This window comes from Frondihabitans sucicola, from assembly GCF_030296615.1.
GTDB classification, from domain to species: domain Bacteria; phylum Actinomycetota; class Actinomycetes; order Actinomycetales; family Microbacteriaceae; genus Frondihabitans; species Frondihabitans sucicola.
Genome location: NZ_AP027732.1, coordinates 1,580,330 through 1,598,689, shown reverse-complemented (window position 1 = coordinate 1,598,689; position 18,360 = coordinate 1,580,330). Strand labels below are relative to the sequence as shown.

The window sequence follows — 18,360 nt, the reverse complement described above, 5'->3', positions numbered from 1 at the left end:
CCCTCCCTCCCTCCCCCGAAATCGAAGGGGATTTTCGCTGGACGGCCTGTTCTGCCGCAGTGCGGGGGTCGTCGGCGAGAATCCCCTTCGATTTCAGGAGGGGCAGGGGGGCAGGGGGGCAGGGGGCAGGACGACAGGGCGGCCGGGTCAGGCGACGGACGTGAGGCGCCCCGGGCCGAACGGCAGCCACGGCGCGCGGTACCGGAGCGTCGTGCCCGGCCCGCCGGCGACGAGCTCGGCTGCGCCGAACCTCCACACTCGGTTGAACAGGTACACGCCGATGGTCGCACCCGGCTCGACCTGCCAGGTGCCGGTGCCCCACTGAGCCGGCTGTCCGCGCCCGCCGACGACGACGGTCGGCTTCGGGAACCAGCCGACGGGCGGACGGCTGAGGATCAGTTCGATTCGGGCGGGCTGCGCTTCGTCTTCGGGCACCCGGCCAGCCTACGGGCGGAACCCGCTGCCCGACGACCCGGGGGCACACGCCCGGCGCACAGACTCGCCACGAGTCGCGGGCATGCAGCCGCCCCGCCGCCACGACCGCAGTCAGCGCGGTGTCAGACCCCGACGTCGCGACGCCGGAAGACCAGGAGCGCGACGACGAACGCCACCGCCGACAGGGCGAGCAGCCCGAGCAGTCCCGCCAGGGAGCTCCCGGACGACAGCGGCTGACCGCCGAACGCCCACGAGTACGGCGAGAGGTGATGCAGCCACTCGAGCCGCGCCTCCTGGTTGCCGAGAGCGTTGAACACGTACCCGAGCGCCGTCACCAGCGCGCCCGCGGCGACTCCCCAGACGCTGCGACCGAAGGCGGCGCCGAACAGGAAGGCCACGCTCGCGGCCACGAGGGCGAGGGCGCCGAACACGACGGCGGTGCCCGCGAGGTGGCCGAGGTCGAGCTCCAGGTCTCCGGGCGCGTCGAACGCCAGGACGACGAGGAACGCAACGACGGCGAGAGCCGCCACCCGCACGAGAAGGGCGGCGTAGCGGGCCACGATCACCTCGCTGCGAGTGACCCCGTGGGCCAGGGTCAGCTCCAGGATCCCCGTCTCCTCGTCACCTCCGATGGCTGAGGCGCCCCACCGGATGGCGGCGACGCTCACCAGGACGAAGCCGATCAACCCGAAGTAGGTCGACTGCGTGTAACCGGACCCGGTGCTGATCGACTGGTAGTTGATCGTCTTGGTGAGGGCGGCCGGAAGACCGTCGATCAGCTTCTGCATCTGCGCGTTGCCGCCGATCGACGGGAACAGCGGCAGGTACAGGGCCGCCGGCGCGGCGATGACGACGCACCAGAGCAGGAGCCCGAGCCCGCTGTCGGTGAACACCTTGCGGAAGAGCGCGATCACGACGCACCTCCGTAGCGGCCCAGCACGACCTGCTCGAGGTCGGGTTCCTCGACGACGAGGTCGGTCACCGGCAGCGCGCCGACCGACGAGACCAGCGCGGCGACGGGGCCGTGCAGGATCCCGGACGCCCGCCCGGCCTCGAACGTCGCGTCGGTGAGCGAGGCCCCGAGCCTCAGTCGCAGTTCGTCCGCGTCGATCCCGTCCGCCCGCACGACGACGTGCCTCGGCGCCGCCGCCCTCAAGTCGTCGACGGTGCTGCGCGCGACGACCTCACCGTCCTTCAGGAGGACGACCTCGTCGGCCGCCTGCTGGATCTCGCTGATCTGATGCGACGAGAGCAGGATCGTGGACCCCGCGTCCCTCGCCTCCCTCACCAGCGCGAGGAACTCCCGCTGCATGAGGGGATCGAGGCCGCTCGTGGGCTCGTCGAGCACGAGCAGGGCGGGTGCGTGCTGGAAGGCCTGGATGATCCCGAGTTTCTGCCGGTTCCCCTTCGACAGCGACCGGACGCTCGCCGAGAGATCGACCCGCAGCCGGTCCGCCAGGCCGGCGGCGGCCCCGCGCGACACCGGCCCGGAGATCTCGGCGAAGTGTTCGAGCAGGCTCCGGCCCGAGATGCGCCCCTCCAGCCGGAGATCCCCGGGAGGTAACCGATCCGCCGACGCGTCTGCGATCCTGCGTCCGTCGAGGGGCGACCGAGCACGGTCGCTCGGCCTCCCCGGCCCGGACGATGTCGAGCAGGATCCGCATGACCGTCGTCTTCCCGGCGCCGTTCGGCCCGATCAGGCCGACCACGCTCCCGTTCGGAACCTCGAACGTCGCGCCGCGGAGCGCCTCGGTCCGCCCGAAGGACTTCACCAGCCCGGACACGCTCGCAGCGGTCGGGCCCTGCTCCTGCACCATCGCTTCCGCCTCCTGATCGCAGGCTTACCACGTCGTCCGCCATCCGGCGTGGAGCCCCGGTCTCGCCGGCGACGCCGGGCTACGGTGGCACCATGTTTCCCCGCAGCGGCCACGAACGCGTGATGGAGTTCGGCACCCCTGGCCCCCTGCGCCAGCAGCTCGTCGGCCTCGTCGTCGCGGGCGCCAAGACGGCGACGGCGGGCCGCCTCGCCGAGTACGCCGACGAGGGCGAGGAGCTCGAGCACCTCGGCGAGGTCCTCGTGGTGGTCGATGACGCAGGATCCCCCGTGGCCTCGATCAGGATCACGCGCGTCGACGTCGTGCCGTTCGCCGACGTGCCGTGGGAGTTCGCCGACGCCGAGGGCGAGGGCTTCGTCGACCTCGCCGACTGGCGGGCCCAGCACCGCGCCTTCTGGTCCCGAGCCTCCGGCGCCCCCGTCTCCGACGACGAACTCATCGTCTGCCTGCGCTTCGAGCTCTTGGCGGCTGCGCCCTAGGGTGTGTCTCCCACTTGGCCGCAGGTCGTGTGTGGTCTGGTCTCGTGAGCTGCACGGCGGGTGACGCAGGAGGCCGCCCGCGGCCTTCAAGGAATCCGCCGCCGCAGATTGCGCGATCCAGGGCACACACGGCCCGCGGCGAGGTGAGAGACGCGCCCTAGCATCTGCCACGAGCTAAGGGGACCCCGTCGTTCGGGCAAGCCCTCTCTCCTCCTCGAATCGCTGTGCCACGACCGCACACAACAAAAGGCGCGCCCTGGCGGGCACGCCTTCTGCTGTGTGCGGTGGAGCTAAGGGGATTCGAACCCCTGACCTTCTCATTGCGAACGAGACGCGCTACCAACTGCGCCATAGCCCCAAACTGCGGTTCCACGATAGCACCCGCGGCGACCCGCCCCGACCACCGTCCGTCTCGGTCGTTCGCGGACGCTACGCCGGTCGTTGGGTCCTCGCGCAGGTGCACCTCGCTGTCGTGCAGAGAGGCCCTCGCGTCTCCGGATGAACGTGAAGACGAACAGGATGCCGAGCACCCCGATCAGCGGCCGACGCCGCTTCCCCGCTCACGACGCCGACGGAGAGCGTCAGACGGCGCGGCGGCGCTGCAGGATCTCGTCGATCCGGAGTTCTTCGAGGTCGCCCTCGTCGACGTAGCCCATGCGGGCGAACCGACTCTGCGGGGCAGGCGGCGGCGTCACGGCCGCGGGGGCCGCCGGGGCGATGCGGACCGGCTCGGCGGGAGCGGCGGGAGCGGCAGGGGCCTCGACCTCGCGGTGCGACTGCAGCGCCGCTTCCGCGCGAGCGACCTCGCGCAGGGCCTGGCGCTGGGCTTCGTCTCGCGCGGCCTCCTGGCGGGCTCGGAGCGCCTCCGCCGACCGGGTGGCGGCGTCGCGCAGAGCGTCGGAGTCGGCGTCGGAGGTCGGCGAGGACGCGACCGCCGAGGAGCGGGCGAGGGCTCGCGCCGAGCCACGACGGAGGTAGAGGGGCCGCGGCATGGCGACGGGCGTCCACTGCCGTGCGGTGCGCTCGGAAGCCGAGCCGGCAGGATCCTGCGCCCCGTCTTCGTCGTCGGCGGCGCTCTGACGCGGTGCGAAGTCTTGGAACGGCTGCGCGGCCGGAGCGTCGGCGAGGACCGGCTGGACGACCGCGCGGCGGGCACGAGCCTTCGAGACGGCCGCCAGCTGCGCCAGGACCACGACGGAGCCGACTCCGGCGACGGCACCGGCGACCGCGATCAGCCAGCCGAAGACGGTCAGGCCCGTGACGAACGCGACGACTCCGGCGAGGAGGACGAGCGTGGAGGCGAGCCGGGTGCGGCGGAGGCGGCGGGCGGCGAGTGCGGGTTCTGCGTCGGCGGCGCGAAGGGCGGGGGCGGTCGCCGCGAGTTCGCGGGTGATGGCGCGCTGGCGGGCGGCCTCCTGGGCGCGGCGGATGGTCTCGCGCTTTGCCTCTTCGGATCGAAGAATCTTCTGCGCGCTCGCGACCGACTTGGCGTTGGCCTCGACGCGGACCTCTTCGGGCAGCTCGGCGGTCTGCGCGAGGATGCGGAGCGTCTGCTGCAGCCGGACGGCGTTGCGCTCGGTCGCGAGGTACTGCTGGCGTTTCGCCCACGACGGGATCAGGTACACCAGCCAGAGCACGGCGACCAGTCCGAGGACGATGCCTCCACCCCATGACCCGATTCCCATGCTGGCAAGGGTAGGAGGACGAGCAGCCCGAGCCGCGCCCATCGCGGGGTGTGTTGCGTCGAAGCCGCGCATCCGAGGCCCCACGCCGACCGCGCGGCGCCGCCGCCCTTCGGCACGACGCAGACGTCGGTACGACGGGCCGAAGGCCTGGGAGCACTCCCGCGGCCCGAGGGTGACCGCGCGGCGCAGCCGCCCATCGACTCAGCGGCGCCCAGCCTCAGCCAACGCCTCGGGCGGCACCGTTCCCTGACCGGGAGGAACGCGGCCCTCGTGCCAGCGGCGCAGCACGCCCTCGGGCACCTCTTCGGCGACGAGGCCGAAGCAGAAGTGGTCGCGCCAGTCGCCGTTGATGTGGATGTAGCGGCGGCGCAGCCCTCGTAGCGGAAGCCGAGCTTCTCGACGACGCGGAGCGACGGCCCGTTCTCGGGCCGGATGCAGATCTCCATGCGGTGCAGCCCGAGCCGCTGGAAGCAGTGGTCGGTCGCCAGCGCGACAGCGGTCGGGGTGGCGTTGTTGCCCGCCGCGGACTGCGTCACCCAGTACCCGATCGTCGCCGACGCGAGCGAACCGTAGGTGATGCCGGACACGTTGAGCTGCCCCACGAACCGCTGGTCGAGTTCGATGGCGAACGGGAGGCCGAGCCCGCTCGCGCATTGGTCTGCAGTGAGCGGATGCTCGATCTCACGTCGATGGTGGTGAAACCGTGGGGATTCGTGGCCTCCCACTGGCGGAGCCAGGCGCGGTTCTCCGCCAGCGCGCGATCGAGGTCGCGTGTATCACGCAGGCGCAGCGGCCGGATACCGACCCGACCCGACACCAGCGTGGGGATGGTGGTCACTTCTTCGTCTCTACCTAACTCTTCCGGCGGGCTACTCCAGCCCGGCCGTGAACTCCTTGAGCCACAGCTTGAGCTCCGAGCCGAGGTCGTCCCGGTCGCTCGCGAGCTGGATGATCGCCTTGATGTAGTCGAGTTTGTCACCCGTGTCGTACCGACGGCCACGGAACACGACTCCGTACACGCCTCCGGTCCACTCCTCGGCGCCCGCCATCTTCTCGAGGGCGTCGGTCAACTGGATCTCGCCACCCTTGCCGGGTGCTTGTTTCTCGAGAACGTCGAAGACCTCCGGGCGCAGCACGTAGCGGCCGATGATGGCGAGGTTCGAGGGTGCCTCGCCCTGCGCCGGCTTCTCGACCATGCCCGTGATCTTCACCACGTCGTCTTCGTCGGTCGCCTCGACGGTGGCCACACCGTAGAGGTGGGTCATCGACTCCGGAACCTCGAGGAGGGCCACGACGGAGGCGTTCTTCGTGCCCTGCACCTCGATCATGCGGCTGAGGAGCGGGTCGCGGGCGTCGATGATGTCGTCGCCCAGAAGGACGGCGAACGGTTCGCGCCCGACGTGCATCTTGGCGCGGAGCACGGCGTGTCCGAGCCCCAGCGGGTCGCCCTGGCGCACGTAGTGCATGTCGGCGAGGTCGGTGGACTGGTTGACCTTCGCGAGCTTGTCGTGGTCGCCCTTCTTGCGAAGGCTCTCCTCGAGCTCCGACACGTGGTCGAAGTGGTTCTCGAGCGCGTTCTTGTTGCGGCCGGTGATCATCAGCACGTCGGTGAGCCCGGCTGACACCGCCTCTTCGACGACGTACTGGATCGCCGGCTTGTCGACGACCGCGAGCATCTCCTTCGGAATGGCTTTGGTTGCGGGAAGGAAGCGTGTTCCCAACCCTGCTGCGGGAATGACGGCTTTAGAAATGGTGAATCCCATGCCGCTCAGCGTATCTATTTGTGGCGTTACGGTGCGGTTAAGATTGCGGGCATGACCGATCTCGTTGGCGATGCCAAACGCGCTCTCCGCAAAGAGCTCCGCTCCCGCCGCCGCGCGATGACCGAAACCGAGGCCTCCGCGTCGACCGAGACGCTGACCGAGAACCTCGTCTCGCTGGCCAAAGAGCTGGGCATCACGTCGATGTCGGCGTACCTCTCGGCGGCGTTCGAGCCGAACACCCGCCCCTTCCTCAACTGGGCGAACGAGCAGGGGATCCGGGTGCTGTTCCCGATCACGCGCGAGGACGGCCTGCTCGACTGGGCGGTCTCGACCGACTTCGAGTCGGAGACCGAGGGCCTGTTCGGCCTGCCGGAGCCGGTCGGCGAGGTCCTGAGCCCGATGGCCATCAACGACGTCGACCTCATCGTCGTGCCCGCCGCTCAGATCGACCACTCGGGAATGCGGATGGGCTGGGGCAAGGGCTATTTCGACAAGACGCTCGGTTCGATGGAGAAGCGGCCGCCGGTTTATGCTGTGGTGTTCGACACCGAGTACGTCGAGTCGGTGCCGAGCGAACGGCACGACCAGGCGGTCGACGGGGTCGTCACTCCTTCCGGCATCCACCGGTTCTAGCCCTGTAAAGGTTCCCGTGCCCACCTATTCCTACCGCTGCACCGAGTGCGACAACGCTTTCGACATCCACCAGTCGTTCACCGACGACACCTTGACGGTCTGCCCGGTCTGCGGCGGCAGGCTCCGCAAGGTCTTCAGCCCGGTCGGGGTGACGTTCAACGGTTCCGGCTTCTACCGCACCGACTCGCGGGCGAAGCCTGCCTCGGGCGCAGACTCCGGCTCCGGTTCGTCCGGGTCGAGGAGCGAGGGCAGCGGGTCGAAGAGCGAGGGCGCAGGATCGGGCGGTTCGTCGTCGGGCGACTCGAAACCGGCCTCCACCTCCTCCCCCGCGGCGGCCTCGTCCTCCCCGTCGAAGCCGGCCAAGAGCAGCCCGTCCACCGGCGGGTCGAGCTCCTCCTCCTAGCGCCGGTACGCTGCTTCTGGTTGAGTCGACGGTGATTCACACTTCGTCACTCGAGAAGAAGGAGTACCCGTGAAGGGCTTCAAAGAGTTCATCCTGCGCGGCAATGTCATCGACTTGGCCGTCGCTGTGGTCATCGGTGCTGCCTTCACCGCGATCGTCACCTCGCTCGTGACGAACATCTTCAACCCGCTGATCGGCGCCCTGTTCAACGCCACGATGCTCGACGACGCCCTCAAGGTCGCCATCCCGACGGTGTCGGGAGGCCACGCCGAGCTGAAGTTCGGCGCCGTCATCGGCGCTGCCATCAACTTCATCATCATCGCCGCCGTCGTCTACTTCTGCCTCGTGCTGCCGATCAACCACCTCCTCAAGACGGCGTTCGCCAAGCAGAAAGAGACCGAGGGCACCCCGCAGGACGTCCCGCCGACCGATGTCGAGATCCTCAGCGAGATCCGCGACCTGCTCCGTGCGCAGAACAGCTCGCTGGGCGAGACGCACGGCTCGCACGCCGGGCCCGTCGACCCGCCGACGCCGACCGGCACCACCGGCGTCCCCGGAATCCCCTCCGCCTGATCCTGCTGTGATTCCGGCCGCCGGAGGCTGCGGGGCGTGCCGCAACGCGTTTGCGGACATCGATACCGGCCGCGGCCGGTATCGATGTCCACAAAACGTATCGCGGCACGCCCCGCACTCAGCCCCAGTGCGGCGGCTTGTCGGCCTTCAGCCGCGCGTCGTTGTCGTGCGTGTCGACGCGGCGGTCGAGGGGCGCAGGAGTCGGGTCGCTCCCCGGCACCGGTGCCGTCGTCACGCGGCGGCCGCGGCGGCGCGCCCCGCGAGGAGCCTCCGCCGGAGAAGCGGGGGCAGGATCCTGCGTCCCCTGCTTTTCGTCGCTCACGACGCCTCTAGTGCGTGTTGACGTGCTGCCGCGCGGACACCACGGGGATCTCTTGCGTGTGGGAGGCTCCGAGGCCGAGCACGTCGGCGATCCTGGTCGCGACCGCGTCGGGGTCGGTGAACAGCTGGAACGCGTGCACCCGGACGTAGTGCCAGCCGAGGCGACGCAGGATCTCGGGGCGCGCGCGCAGGGACTCCCGAAGGCTCGACTCGACGAGGGTCGAGTCGGTCTCGATCGTGACGCAGACGCCGTCGTTCGCGCAGACGAGGCCGAGCTTGCCGCGGTGCCCCAGGGCGACCGGGATTCCCTTGGCCTCGAGCCGCCTGGCCAGGTCGACCAGCATGGGGTCGCTGTCGTCGGGGACGTGCTCGGCCGTCGTGCGCACCTGCACCTCGCTGAGGATCTCGGAGAGCGCGACCGTGCCGTGGCCCATCCGGTCGGCGTCGATGTCGCTCGGCTGGAAGCAGGTCACGATCACCATGGAGCGGCGCGCGCGCGTCATCGCGACGGCGAGCAGGCGCTCCCCGCCGGGCTGTCCGAGGGCGCCGAAGTCGCTGAGGACGCGGCCGTGCGGAGTGCGGCCGTAGCCGATGGAGAAGATGACGTGGTCGCGGCTCTGGGCGACGCTCTGCTCGAGGGTCGCGACCATGAACGGTTCGCGGCGGTCACCGACGACGAACTCGGTCAGGTCTTTGTGCCCGGAGACAGCGGTGAGGACAGCCTGCTGCACGCGGATCGCGTGCTTGGACGACGCCGTCAGCACCATCAGCGACTCGGTGGGACGGACGCGGGCGTGCTCGAGGACGAGCGCCGTCACCCGGTCGACCTCGGCGTCGACGCTCTCGACGGCACCGGACTCGGGGTCGGGAACGGCGGTGCCGCCCGAGACGTAGTCGAGGGAGATGCTGCCGTGCCCCAGGAAGCTGCCCGCCCACGGCAGCGACTCGATTCGGCCGCCGTAGAAGCGGCGGTTGACGAGCTCGGCGAGGTCTTCCCCGCCGGCGCGGTAGCTGCGGGTGAGCGACAGGGTGGGCAGGATCGTGGAGAGGCGCGCGAGAGCGGATTCTTCGTGGAGTTGCTCGAGGCGCGACTCGGCCGTGGCCACCGCGTCGAAGTCGGCGTCGTGGTGCTCGCCGTCGGCTTCGTCGTCGGCGTCTGGGCTCGAGGCCGACCGCGCCGGACGGACGGGCGGCTGATCGTCGACGAACGGCGTGACCGCGATGGAGAAGTCGGAGGGCGTCTCGGTCACCGGGTCGCCGAAGGCGACCGTCTGCCGACCGCGGCGGATGGCGCCCACGTTCTCGGCGAGCGTCGTCGCGCCGGCGTCGACGAGGATCACGGTGTCGAAGGGGACGGTGTCGGCGATCCGGTGCACCTCGTACGGGGACGCGATCCAGACCGGGGCGACGGCGCGCGAGAGATGCGGAGCGGCGTCTTGCAGCAGACGGCTGCTGACCCGGTCGTGGCGCAGTAGCTGCTTCAGCTGAGCCGACTCTTCGGGCCAGTCGACGAGGCCGAGCTTCCAGTTCTCGGCGAGCTGCCATCCCAGCGACTGAGCGCTGCCCGCCGCGTGCGCCTCGTCGACGAGCCGGAAGTCGGCTTCGAGGCGGTCGAGCATGGGGGTGTTGGCACCGAGGAGCGCTCGGTCGGCCTCGAGGAGCGACTCGAGGGCCGAGCGCCACCAGGCCAACTCGAGCTCGGCGGCCACCTGGGCCTCGGGTACGTGGCGGTTCGCCAGATCCGTGATGAGCGGCGAGAGTTCGAGGTCGCGGAGCGTCGTCATCAGCTGGGTGCGCTCTTGGAGGTTGTTGAGCACGTCGCTCTCGGCCGCCAGCACCTCGAGCTTCTGCTGCAGTTCGTCGATGCCGATCTGCTCGAGGAGGTCGTCCCCGGACAGGCCGAGCGGACGGTCGAGCTGCGCGAGGTCCGCGCTGACGTGGCCGTAGAGCGCGATGGTGTCGCTGACGCCCGTCGGCACTTCGGGCGGGGTGCCGGCCGCGACATAGCGCTGCCAGAGGATTCGCTGCTGCTGGACGCGCTCGAGCGCTTCGTGGAGATCGGGGACGTGCATGCCGGGGCGGACGTATTCGCGCGCCAGCTTCTTCAGGCGTCGCCGGTTGGCGCCGCTCATGTCGCCGTCGCGGTGCCCGGAGGTCGCCTCGATCAGCTCGGTGACCGAGCGGTCGAAGACGACCGGGAGGAACTTGTCCAGCGTGTCGCCGACGTCGGCGAGCAGCCGGAGGTAGATGCCGAGCTCGTGGATGCTCACGAACGGGCGCATCCGGGTGGAACCCACGACCTCGTTCGCCCGCTCGAGCAGGTGCGGCACGTCCCGGTGGTACAGGTTCTTCGCGAGCTGGTGGGCCTGACCCGCGGTCACCGTGCCGGTGCCGTTGCCGTCGTCGAACCGGGCGCCGTACCAGGGCGAGTCGCCCGGGCCGTAGCGGAACTCGCCGAGGTTCGCCGCACCGACCATGGTCTCGGCGACGCGGCCGCGCCCTCGACCATCGACTCGACGCTGTGCCTGCTGAGGCGCGCGGTGGTGGCCGGCGCCGACGGGAGGAGCGCCAGACGGGCGAGCTCGGTGAGACAGTCGAGCACCGAGACCGCGAGGACGGGATCTTTGCGGCTGAGGGCCCCGCGGTAGTCGACCAGGACGCGGCGAAGGCGCACGAGGGCGTCGTCGACCTCGGCCATTCCGGCCTGCTTCGCCTTCTCGTTTCGTCCGATCGCCTTGATGACGTCGCGGCGCAGGGTGTCGGGAGAGACGGCGACCCCGGGGAGGCCGATCTCGGTCAGACGGGCGGAGATGCCGCGGAGGGTGGCACGACGGGCGGAGACGACCAGGACGCGCTTGTTCTGCGCGACGAGCGTGCCGATGGTGTTGACGATGGTCTGGGTGCCGCCGGTGCCGGGCAGCGTCTTGACGACGAGCGAGTTGCCGGCCGTGATCTGGGCGACCACGTTCTCCTGCTCGCTGTCGGCGTCGAGGAGGAGCGTGTCGGTCTCGGGGCTCCGCTCGTCTTGCGGAGTCGGCGAGACGGGCCGGTAGGAGGCCTTGATCTGCTGCAGCGACGTCGGGTTGCCGGCCAGCGCGTCGAGCACCGGGTGGCTCAGCTCGCGGGTGTCGGCGACCATGTCGGTCGCGACGTCGGCGAACGACGAGACCACGAGGCGGGGTTGGACGGTGAAGCCGTCGAGGTGCGCGGTGAGGCCGCGGAGTCGATCGATCACCGGGTTGGGCGTGAACGAGCCCTCCCGGTCGGCGAGAGCGACGAAGGCCGAGGCGTCGAGCGCGATGCCGAACTGGTCGCGCAGGGCGTCGGCGAGGGCCGGGTTGAGGAACGGCGTACCGAGGAGCTTCACCTCGAAATCGCGGCCGTGGCGCCGGATCGCGAGAGGACGAAGCAGGAGCGGCGCTCGGAACGACTCTCCCGAGAAGGTCCAGTGCGCGATGCCGATCGCGAGGTGGATCGCGTCGATGCCGCGCACGGTCGAGAGTTCGAGGCCCTTGGCGGCGATCTCGCCGGCCGCGAGACGCGCTGTCCGGAGGGCCAGGTCGTCGCGGATGAGGCTCGACAGGAGGGTGGTCTTGCCGGTGATGAACTGCGCCAGACCGCCGGGATGGGTCGTGCTGAGCTCGATGCGCGTCCGCGGCGCGTCACGGAAGTGCAGCAGCGTCGAACCGCCGCCGACGCCCGCCAGCCGGCTGCGCCAGGAGTCCCAGACCGGTTCGGCCACGTTGCCCACCTGAAGTGTCGGATCGCCCAGGCTCAGGGTGTGCGGGGCGGTCGTGTTGTCGGGCGCGCGGAGCGGCACGTCGGAATCGATTCCGTCGCCGTCGTCCTGCTGTCTGTCCACGCGCCACACACCTCGACCTTAAGGCGTTCGAGCTCGGAATGCCGGGAGGACGGGCGGTTTTTCCCAGTCGCCCGGGCTCGGGAGCCCTTCGCGGCGGCACGCGTGGCCCGAACGCGCCGCGCTCTCGCCGCTCAGGCGTTTCCATACCGCTAACGGGCATAATATGCGCATATAACCCGAGCCGAATGCATGTCACAACGACCAGGAGACTCACCATGCCTTTCGAACAGAAGTACACGTCCGAGACACGCGACGCCTCCTTGGCACGCGTTCTCGAACGACGCTCGGCCGAGCCGGGCAACCGCAGCATCATCCGCGAGACGGCTGACGAGTTCGAGGTCGGCGAGCAGTCGCTGCGCGGCTGGATCCGCGCCTGGGAGAAAGCGAACGCGCCGGCCGACGAGCCCGTCGCCGCAGCCGCCCCGGCGAGTGTCGCCACGTCGGCCGCACCGTCGCCCACTCCGCCCGAGGCACCCGCGCGCCGCTCCCCGCGCGCGCGGCCGGCGCCGACGCTCGTGTCACCGAGCTGGAGGCCGAGGTCGCCAAGCTTCGCCGCGACCGCGAGGCTCTGAAGAGCGCCCTCGCCGTCCTGCTCTCCGACTGACGACGACAATTGTGAAATAGAAAGCCCAACGGGGCATGATGCGGCTCTATGCTGATGCTCCACCGGTTCACGAGGCCGGTCGTCGAACGACAGGGGTTTTACACATGGCTGGAAAATTCGTTCTCACCAAGTCCGAGTCGGGCTCGTTCCACTTCAACCTGGTGGCGTCCAATGGCGAGATCATCGCCACGTCCGAGAGCTACACGACCAAGGGCGCCGCGCAGAACGGTATCGACGCGGTCCGCAAAGTCTCCGCAGACGCGATCGTCGACGACCGGACCCCGCGCTCCTGAGTCCCTGCGCGCGTTAGCGTCAGGGCATGGCTTCTCCCTACGAGATCGTCCTGGGGGCCGAGATCGACGGGCTGCACCCGAGACTCCGCGCCTACTTCGGTGAGATCCCGGCGGGCAGCGTGGGCCGGGGCCAGGGCACGTTCGACCGGGCGGGGACCCCGAGACGCTGGCTCTGGCCTGCGCTCTGGCTGCTCGGGCGCGCCGGAATCGCCTTCCCGGCGTGGGAGGGCGACGTCGCGTTCACGGTCGAGAACCGGCCGATGGTCGATGCCGCGGGAGTCACGGGGGTGAGGGCGGTACGGACCTTCCACTTCGCACGCGGAGAGCGGCGGATGCTGGACGCGATCACGGCCGTCACGCCCGCGGAACCGCCTGCGGGAGTCGCGCCGACGGCGGCGAGCGCACCGGGCGCGGGCCGTGGGCAGGCCGGGGACGCCCGACCGCAGCTCGTCGACACGCTCGGCGGGGCGAGCCGCCTGACCACGCGGCTCCGCGCCTCCGTGGAGGGCGGCGCGCTCACGATGCACTCCGACGAGGTCGCTGTCCGGATCGGGCCGCGCCGCGTCGTGATCCTGCCCGCCCTCGCTCCCACGGTCGAACTCGTCGAGCGTTTCGACGACGGCGTGCGACGACAGCACGTCTCGGTCGTGCTGCGCCTGCCCGTCATCGGCAGAATCTACGAGTACGCGGGCCACTTCGACTACACCGTCACCGACGACCGCGCGGGTGGCACCACAGGGGGACGACAGCATGAGTGAGAAGAAGCAGGATCGCATCGTGCTGGCCGGGGCGAGCGGATTCATCGGTTCGTCCCTCACCGAGGCGTTCCGTCGGGACGGCGCCGACGTGAAGCTGATCGGTCGTCGCGGGCCCGACGCGTCCTGGGGCGACACAGCGGCGATCACCCGACTGGTCGACGGAGCAGACCTGGTGGTCAACCTCGCGGGCAAGAGCGTCGACTGCCGCTACGGCGAGGCGAACCGGCAGGAGATCCTGCGCTCCAGGATCGAGACCACCCGGGAACTCGCGACGGCGATCGCGGCAGCGGCGTCCCCTCCTCCCCTGTGGCTCAACTCGTCGACCGCGACCATCTACCGCCACGCCGAAGACCGCCCCATGACGGAGTCGACCGGCGAGATCGGCACGGGCTTCTCGGTGTCGATCGCCACGACCTGGGAGAAGGAGTTCTTCGCATCGTCCCTGCCCGAGACCCGGAAGGTGGCGCTGCGCATGGCGATCGTGCTGGGAGACGGCAGCGCTCTCGTGCCGCTCATCACCCTGGCCCGCTTCGGGTTGGGCGGCCCGCAGATCGACGGACACTGGCCGGCGTCGTCCGCGCGGCGGGCTGCCGGGACATACCACGCGTTCGGCGCGCGCGGCGGCCTGCAGAAGTTCAGCTGGATCCACATCGACGATGTGCTCGGCAGCATCCGGTTCCTGCGCGCGCACCCCGAGCTGGAAGGCGTCGTCAACCTGTCGTCGCCGAACCCGAGCGACAACCGCACGATGATGCGCGACCTCCGCCACGCCCTCGGCGTCCGGCTGGGGCTGCCGGCCTGGCGCTGGATGCTCGAGCTCGGAACGGCCGCCATCCGCACCGAGGTCGAGCTGGTATTGAAGAGCCGCTGGGTCGTGCCGGAACGCCTGGTGGCTGCCGGCTACGAGTTCGAGCACCCCCACCTCGACGAGACCCTCAAGTCGATCGTCGCCGAGCGTTCCGCCGCTGCGTAAACGCCCCAGGAGCCTCCCCCGCCAGAAATCGAAGGGGATCCGCGCGGGGAGGGCCGGAGCATGCGGGCTTCAAGCAGCCTGCCCGAAAATCCCCTTCGATTTCGGGAGGGGTCAGGCGGCGACCCCGGGGGCGACGGTGGCGGCGAGCTCCCGCTGCACCGAGAGCGCGAGCTCGCGCAGCAGCACCAGGTCGACGCTGTCGGCGCCGCGCGGGTGCGGGTCGGTGACGCAGAGCGCCCCGATTCGGATCCCGTCGGGCGTCTCGACCGGGTGCCCCGCGTAGAAGCGCACGGCCGGGTGGGTCACGAAGCGGTCGTCGTGCCAGACGTCCGGCACCACGAAGGGCATCCCGCTCTGGATCGTCACGGCGCACATCGCCCCGCGGAGCGGACCTCGACCTTGCCGACGCCGGAGAACGACTTGTTGTAGAGCCGGTCCTCGTCGACGATCGAGAAGGCTGCGCCCGCTGTGCCGAGGAGGATCCGCGCCCGTTCGGTGATGTCGTCGAACCGCTTCTCGGGCGGCGAGTCCAGCAGCCCGAGAGCGCGGATGGCGGCCAAGCGCGTCTCGTCGCTCTGCGGTCGGTGGCGCGCCGTGCGGGCCGTTCGCCCCTCGCCGACGTGGCGATCGAGGAGCGGCGCGAGGAGTTCGGCGTGGCCCTCGGCCCAGAGGCGGAAGCCCTCGCGGGCGCGACCGTGATCGGCCGAGGCGCCCTTCTCCGCCGCCTCGGGAAGCTCCGGCGGGACGACGAAGTGGGTACGTTCGCGAGCGTCGCAGAGCTCGCGGGTGACGGCGTCGAGGCGAGCGGCGTGCTTGTCGAGGATGCTGCCCTCTCGCACGGACAAGGCCGCGATCGAGCTGGGTCGGTGGATCCCGACGAGGAGGATCTCCGCGGACTCGTGGGCGCCGGCCGCGAGCGCGTCGAACAGGGCCAGGAGTCCGCGCCGCCAGCGTCGCTCCGAGGTGAGGCGGAGGGCGTCGCTCACCCCGAGGACGATCACGATCCCGTCGTACTCGCCCAGACGCTCGGTCGGCAGGGCTGCGGCCGCCGTACCGATGGTCAGAGTCGGATCCGCGACGGCGTCGACGTCGACGCCGCGACCGGTGAGCGCCGAGAGGCGGCGTGCCAGTTGGCCGGGCAGGGCGAGATCGTGGCTGCGAACACCCCAGCCGACCGCCGCTCCGTTGCCGAAGATCAGGAGGCGGTCCGGGTCGATGCCCGGTGCGTGCGCCTGCGGTGCGTCGTCGGGGCGGGGCAGGCTGAGCCGACCGCCGACGGCGCTGTAGCGACCTCGGACGAAGGGGAGGACGACGTGATGAAGAAACGACTGCACGAGGCCGAGTCTCGCCCCGGGGGCGTCCAGCGGACAATCCCCCAAGGGGAGTCCGCTCTTGAGGGGACAACCGCTCAGTCGAGGTGGAAGTAGCGCTCGAGCACGACGCTCTCACCCGGAGCGACGCGATCGTCGACGGGCTCGAAGTAGTCGGCCATCGCGGCCTGCCAGCGAGCGTCGACCTCGGTCTCGGCCATGCGGGCCTGGGCGGCCTCCAGGTCGTCGGTCTCGACCGTTCCGACGCACAGCCCCGTGGCCCGGTCGACGAAGAGCGAGTAGTTCGACCAGCCGGCCTGCCGCAGGGCCTCCTCCATCTCGGACCAGACGTTCTGGTGATCCTGCAGATAGGGGCCGAGTCTGTCGGGTCGCACGCGGAGGAGGAAGCAGCTTTGCGTCGTCATGGATGAATCCTTTCACAGGGCCGGGGTCACGAAACGATAACGAGGTGAGACGACACCAAACCGCAGAAAGGGCGGTGGCGAATACATGACATCGGGCAAACGCCCACCGAACGTAGCTGGAACGTTCACTTCTCGTCCAACGAAGGAACAGAAAATGCGCAAGTTCTCCAAAGCCGGTATCAGCTTCGCCGCCGCAGGACTCCTCATTGCAGGAGCCGCCGGAGTCGGCGTCACCGCCGCCACTGCCTCGCCCACGGTCCACCTGGCCGCCTCCTCGTCCAAGATCCCCGCCCCGGTCGCCGCCGTCCCGCAGATCTTCGGCGGAAACACCGGCGTCGCTCTCGATAGCAACTTCCTCGCCGCCCTCAAGAGCCTCGGCCTCACCCCCGGCGTCTCTGGCACGGCGAAGCTGAACGGCTCGACCGTCCAGTTCCCGATCACGGGCGGCTCGGTCGTCTACTGGTCGCCCAAGGGCGACTACCGCCCGTACGTTCAGGGCATCCTGGAGCACGACGGCTCCGGCCTGACGCTGACCGCAGGATCCACCACGGTCACCCTGGCGAACTTCACCGTGAACCCCGGCAACTCGAAGCTCTACGGTGACGTCTCGGTCAACGGCAAGGTCGCCGTCACGCAGGCGTACCTGTTCTCGCTGCACGGTGGCACGCTGAAGCCGCTGCAGGTCGAGGGCAACAACGCGATCCTGACCGGCACAACCGTGCACGTGTCCGCCGACGCGGCCAAGCTGCTCGACACGACCTTCAAGACCGACGCCGTCAAGGCCGACCTGCTCGTGGGAGTCGCAACGATCACGGCTCAGATCGCGCAGTAGCGGTACCCCTTCCACCGAGTCCGCCGACTCCCGAACAGCACGCCGCGTTCGTCGCGACAGCTGTTCCGGGGTCGGCGGACTTCGTTGACGGCACACGCGGGCGGCTACGCTCGGCGCATGGCGAGCAGACGACCGACGATCGCAGACATCGCAGCCCGCGCGGGCGTCTCGAAGATGGCGGTCTCGTTCGCGTTGAACGACAGACCCGGCGTCTCCGAGCCGACCAGAGCCCGGATCCGAGAGCTCGCCGACGAGTTGGGCTGGCGGCGCAACGCCGCAGCGATGTCGCTGACGGCGCGTCGGGCGAACGCGATGGGGCTCGTCCTGACGAGGCCCGCCGAGGACGTCGGAAACGACTCGTTCTATATGCGCCTCCTCGCCGGCATCGAGTCGTCGTTCGTCGGCAGCCGGACCACGCTCGCCCTGCACGTGGTGAGCGATCCCGCCGACGAGACCGAGGTCTACCGGACCATCGTCGGCGGCAGCCGCGTCGACGCCGTGCTGCTCACGGACCTCGTTCACGACGACCCGCGCGTCGACCTCGTGCAGGAGCTCGGCGTCCCGGCCGTCGTGCTCGGAGCGGAGGCGCCGGGTCTGCCTGTCCTCGCCAGCGACGACGGCGGCGCGATGGCCGAGGTCCTCGAGCATCTCGGGTCGCTCGGCCATCGCCGCGTGGCACGCGTGACGGGGCCCGCCCGATTCCAGCACACGCAGCGCCGCACCGAAACCCTTCTCGCGGGCGCCGAGGAACGGGGCATGGAGGCGCGCGTCGTCAGCGGGGAGGACGTCGAGTCGACGGCTGCGGTCACCGCGGCGCTCCTCGAACGGGAGGATCGTCCGACGGCGATCGTGTTCGACAGCGACCTCCAGGCGGTGATCGGCCTGCAGGTCGCCAGGCGGCACGGTCTCGATGTCCCGGCACAGCTCTCGGTCGTTGCGTGGGACGGTTCGGCGCTGAGCGCCTATGCCGAGCCTCCGATCACGGCCATCGAGCGAGACATCCTCGCTCTCGGCGCGGCAGCGGGGAGAAGCCTCCTCCGTGCGGCGGACGGCGATCTCGCACCGGGATTCGTCGAGGACGGCCACGACTTCTCGTCTCCCGTCCTCCGGATCGGCGGGACGACGGCCCGGGTGCCGAGCTGACCGTGTCGCTCGATTCGCGCGATGCCTGCGGTC

19 protein-coding genes, 1 tRNA gene and 3 pseudogenes are annotated in these 18,360 nt (G+C 70.2%); 10 read left to right on the top strand and 13 right to left on the bottom strand.

The genetic code is table 11. From position 1 onward, the window contains the following. Positions 1-147 precede the first annotated feature (147 nt). From QUE79_RS08360 to QUE79_RS08345, 4 genes and pseudogenes are all read right to left on the bottom strand, one after another. Positions 148-435, bottom strand: coding sequence for a hypothetical protein (locus QUE79_RS08360; protein ID WP_286346260.1), 288 nt, complete (start codon positions 433-435; stop codon positions 148-150). A gap of 122 nt (positions 436-557) precedes the next feature. Next, positions 558-1,349, bottom strand: a complete 792-nt coding sequence (locus tag QUE79_RS08355; RefSeq protein ID WP_286346259.1) for an ABC transporter permease subunit — start codon at positions 1,347-1,349, stop codon at positions 558-560. Continuing rightward, positions 1,346-1,918 carry an AAA family ATPase gene (locus QUE79_RS08350; protein WP_286346258.1) on the bottom strand — a complete coding sequence of 191 codons (573 nt, stop codon included), beginning with the start codon at positions 1,916-1,918 and terminating at the stop codon, positions 1,346-1,348. The genes QUE79_RS08355 and QUE79_RS08350 overlap by 4 nt, the downstream gene beginning before the upstream one ends. A 202-nt stretch (positions 1,919-2,120) precedes the next feature. Continuing rightward, positions 2,121-2,252 (bottom strand): annotated as a pseudogene (locus QUE79_RS08345) (ABC transporter ATP-binding protein); the annotation flags it as partial. A 92-nt stretch (positions 2,253-2,344) separates the two neighbouring features. Here QUE79_RS08345 and QUE79_RS08340 point away from each other — a divergent pair. Then, on the top strand, positions 2,345-2,749 hold the full coding sequence (locus QUE79_RS08340) for an ASCH domain-containing protein (RefSeq protein WP_286346257.1): 405 nt from the start codon (positions 2,345-2,347) through the stop codon (positions 2,747-2,749). Between the two features lie 285 nt (positions 2,750-3,034). Here the strand turns inward: QUE79_RS08340 and QUE79_RS08335 are convergent. From QUE79_RS08335 to galU, 4 genes and pseudogenes are all read right to left on the bottom strand, one after another. Continuing rightward, positions 3,035-3,107 (bottom strand) — tRNA-Ala (locus QUE79_RS08335). A 223-nt stretch (positions 3,108-3,330) separates the two neighbouring features. Then, positions 3,331-4,434: a hypothetical protein gene (locus QUE79_RS08330; RefSeq protein ID WP_286346256.1), complete on the bottom strand. Its 1,104-nt coding sequence runs from the start codon at positions 4,432-4,434 to the stop codon at positions 3,331-3,333. A 201-nt stretch (positions 4,435-4,635) separates the two neighbouring features. Next, positions 4,636-5,272, bottom strand: a pseudogene (locus tag QUE79_RS08325) (GNAT family N-acetyltransferase). A 31-nt stretch (positions 5,273-5,303) separates the two neighbouring features. Further along, entirely contained in the window at positions 5,304-6,197 is an 894-nt protein-coding gene (gene galU, locus QUE79_RS08320; protein WP_286346255.1) for a UTP--glucose-1-phosphate uridylyltransferase GalU, read from the bottom strand. A 51-nt stretch (positions 6,198-6,248) separates the two neighbouring features. Here galU and QUE79_RS08315 point away from each other — a divergent pair, with 51 nt between their 5' ends. The 3 genes from QUE79_RS08315 to mscL all read left to right on the top strand — a co-directional run bounded on the left by QUE79_RS08315 (position 6,249) and on the right by mscL (position 7,806). Further along, a complete protein-coding gene (locus QUE79_RS08315; RefSeq protein ID WP_286346254.1) occupies positions 6,249-6,830 on the top strand; it encodes a 5-formyltetrahydrofolate cyclo-ligase in 582 nt (193 codons plus the stop codon). A gap of 16 nt (positions 6,831-6,846) precedes the next feature. Beyond that, a complete protein-coding gene (locus QUE79_RS08310) occupies positions 6,847-7,233 on the top strand; it encodes an FmdB family zinc ribbon protein (protein WP_286346253.1) in 387 nt (128 codons plus the stop codon). A 69-nt stretch (positions 7,234-7,302) separates the two neighbouring features. Beyond that, positions 7,303-7,806: a large conductance mechanosensitive channel protein MscL gene (gene mscL / locus QUE79_RS08305; RefSeq protein WP_286346252.1), complete on the top strand. Its 504-nt coding sequence runs from the start codon at positions 7,303-7,305 to the stop codon at positions 7,804-7,806. Between the two features lie 118 nt (positions 7,807-7,924). On the opposite strand, the gene QUE79_RS08300 is transcribed toward mscL, so the two are convergent. Both QUE79_RS08300 and QUE79_RS08295 read right to left on the bottom strand, forming a co-directional pair. Then, positions 7,925-8,128, bottom strand: a complete 204-nt coding sequence (locus tag QUE79_RS08300) for a hypothetical protein (RefSeq protein ID WP_286346251.1) — start codon at positions 8,126-8,128, stop codon at positions 7,925-7,927. A gap of 7 nt (positions 8,129-8,135) precedes the next feature. Next, positions 8,136-11,998, bottom strand: a pseudogene (locus tag QUE79_RS08295) (AAA family ATPase). Between the two features lie 206 nt (positions 11,999-12,204). On the opposite strand from QUE79_RS08295, the gene QUE79_RS08290 reads away from it, so the two are divergent. From QUE79_RS08290 to QUE79_RS08275, 4 genes are all read left to right on the top strand, one after another. After that, positions 12,205-12,561, top strand: coding sequence for a hypothetical protein (locus QUE79_RS08290; RefSeq protein ID WP_286346250.1), 357 nt, complete (start codon positions 12,205-12,207; stop codon positions 12,559-12,561). 136 nt (positions 12,562-12,697) lie between these two features. Then, positions 12,698-12,886 (top strand): YegP family protein, encoded by a 189-nt coding sequence (locus tag QUE79_RS08285; RefSeq protein ID WP_286346249.1) that lies wholly within the window; start codon positions 12,698-12,700, stop codon positions 12,884-12,886. 26 nt (positions 12,887-12,912) lie between these two features. Beyond that, positions 12,913-13,644 (top strand): DUF4166 domain-containing protein, encoded by a 732-nt coding sequence (locus QUE79_RS08280; protein WP_286346248.1) that lies wholly within the window; start codon positions 12,913-12,915, stop codon positions 13,642-13,644. After that, complete coding sequence (locus tag QUE79_RS08275; protein ID WP_286346247.1) at positions 13,637-14,617, top strand: epimerase; 981 nt, start codon at positions 13,637-13,639, stop codon at positions 14,615-14,617. The genes QUE79_RS08280 and QUE79_RS08275 overlap by 8 nt, the downstream gene beginning before the upstream one ends. A gap of 111 nt (positions 14,618-14,728) precedes the next feature. On the opposite strand, the gene QUE79_RS08270 is transcribed toward QUE79_RS08275, so the two are convergent. From QUE79_RS08270 to QUE79_RS08260, 3 genes are all read right to left on the bottom strand, one after another. Then, positions 14,729-14,983: a GAF domain-containing protein gene (locus QUE79_RS08270; protein WP_286346246.1), complete on the bottom strand. Its 255-nt coding sequence runs from the start codon at positions 14,981-14,983 to the stop codon at positions 14,729-14,731. Continuing rightward, positions 14,980-15,951: an SGNH/GDSL hydrolase family protein gene (locus QUE79_RS08265; RefSeq protein WP_286346245.1), complete on the bottom strand. Its 972-nt coding sequence runs from the start codon at positions 15,949-15,951 to the stop codon at positions 14,980-14,982. The genes QUE79_RS08270 and QUE79_RS08265 overlap by 4 nt, the downstream gene beginning before the upstream one ends. Positions 15,952-16,025: 74 nt before the next feature. Further along, the gene (locus tag QUE79_RS08260) at positions 16,026-16,352 is read right to left on the bottom strand and encodes an L-rhamnose mutarotase (protein ID WP_286346244.1); all 327 of its coding nucleotides are present in this window, start codon (positions 16,350-16,352) and stop codon (positions 16,026-16,028) included. A gap of 154 nt (positions 16,353-16,506) precedes the next feature. On the opposite strand from QUE79_RS08260, the gene QUE79_RS08255 reads away from it, so the two are divergent. Together QUE79_RS08255 and QUE79_RS08250 are read left to right on the top strand one after the other, a co-directional pair. Next, positions 16,507-17,184: a hypothetical protein gene (locus QUE79_RS08255; RefSeq protein WP_286346243.1), complete on the top strand. Its 678-nt coding sequence runs from the start codon at positions 16,507-16,509 to the stop codon at positions 17,182-17,184. Between the two features lie 117 nt (positions 17,185-17,301). Then, complete coding sequence (locus tag QUE79_RS08250) at positions 17,302-18,327, top strand: LacI family DNA-binding transcriptional regulator (protein WP_286346242.1); 1,026 nt, start codon at positions 17,302-17,304, stop codon at positions 18,325-18,327. Positions 18,328-18,360: the final 33 nt, after the last annotated feature.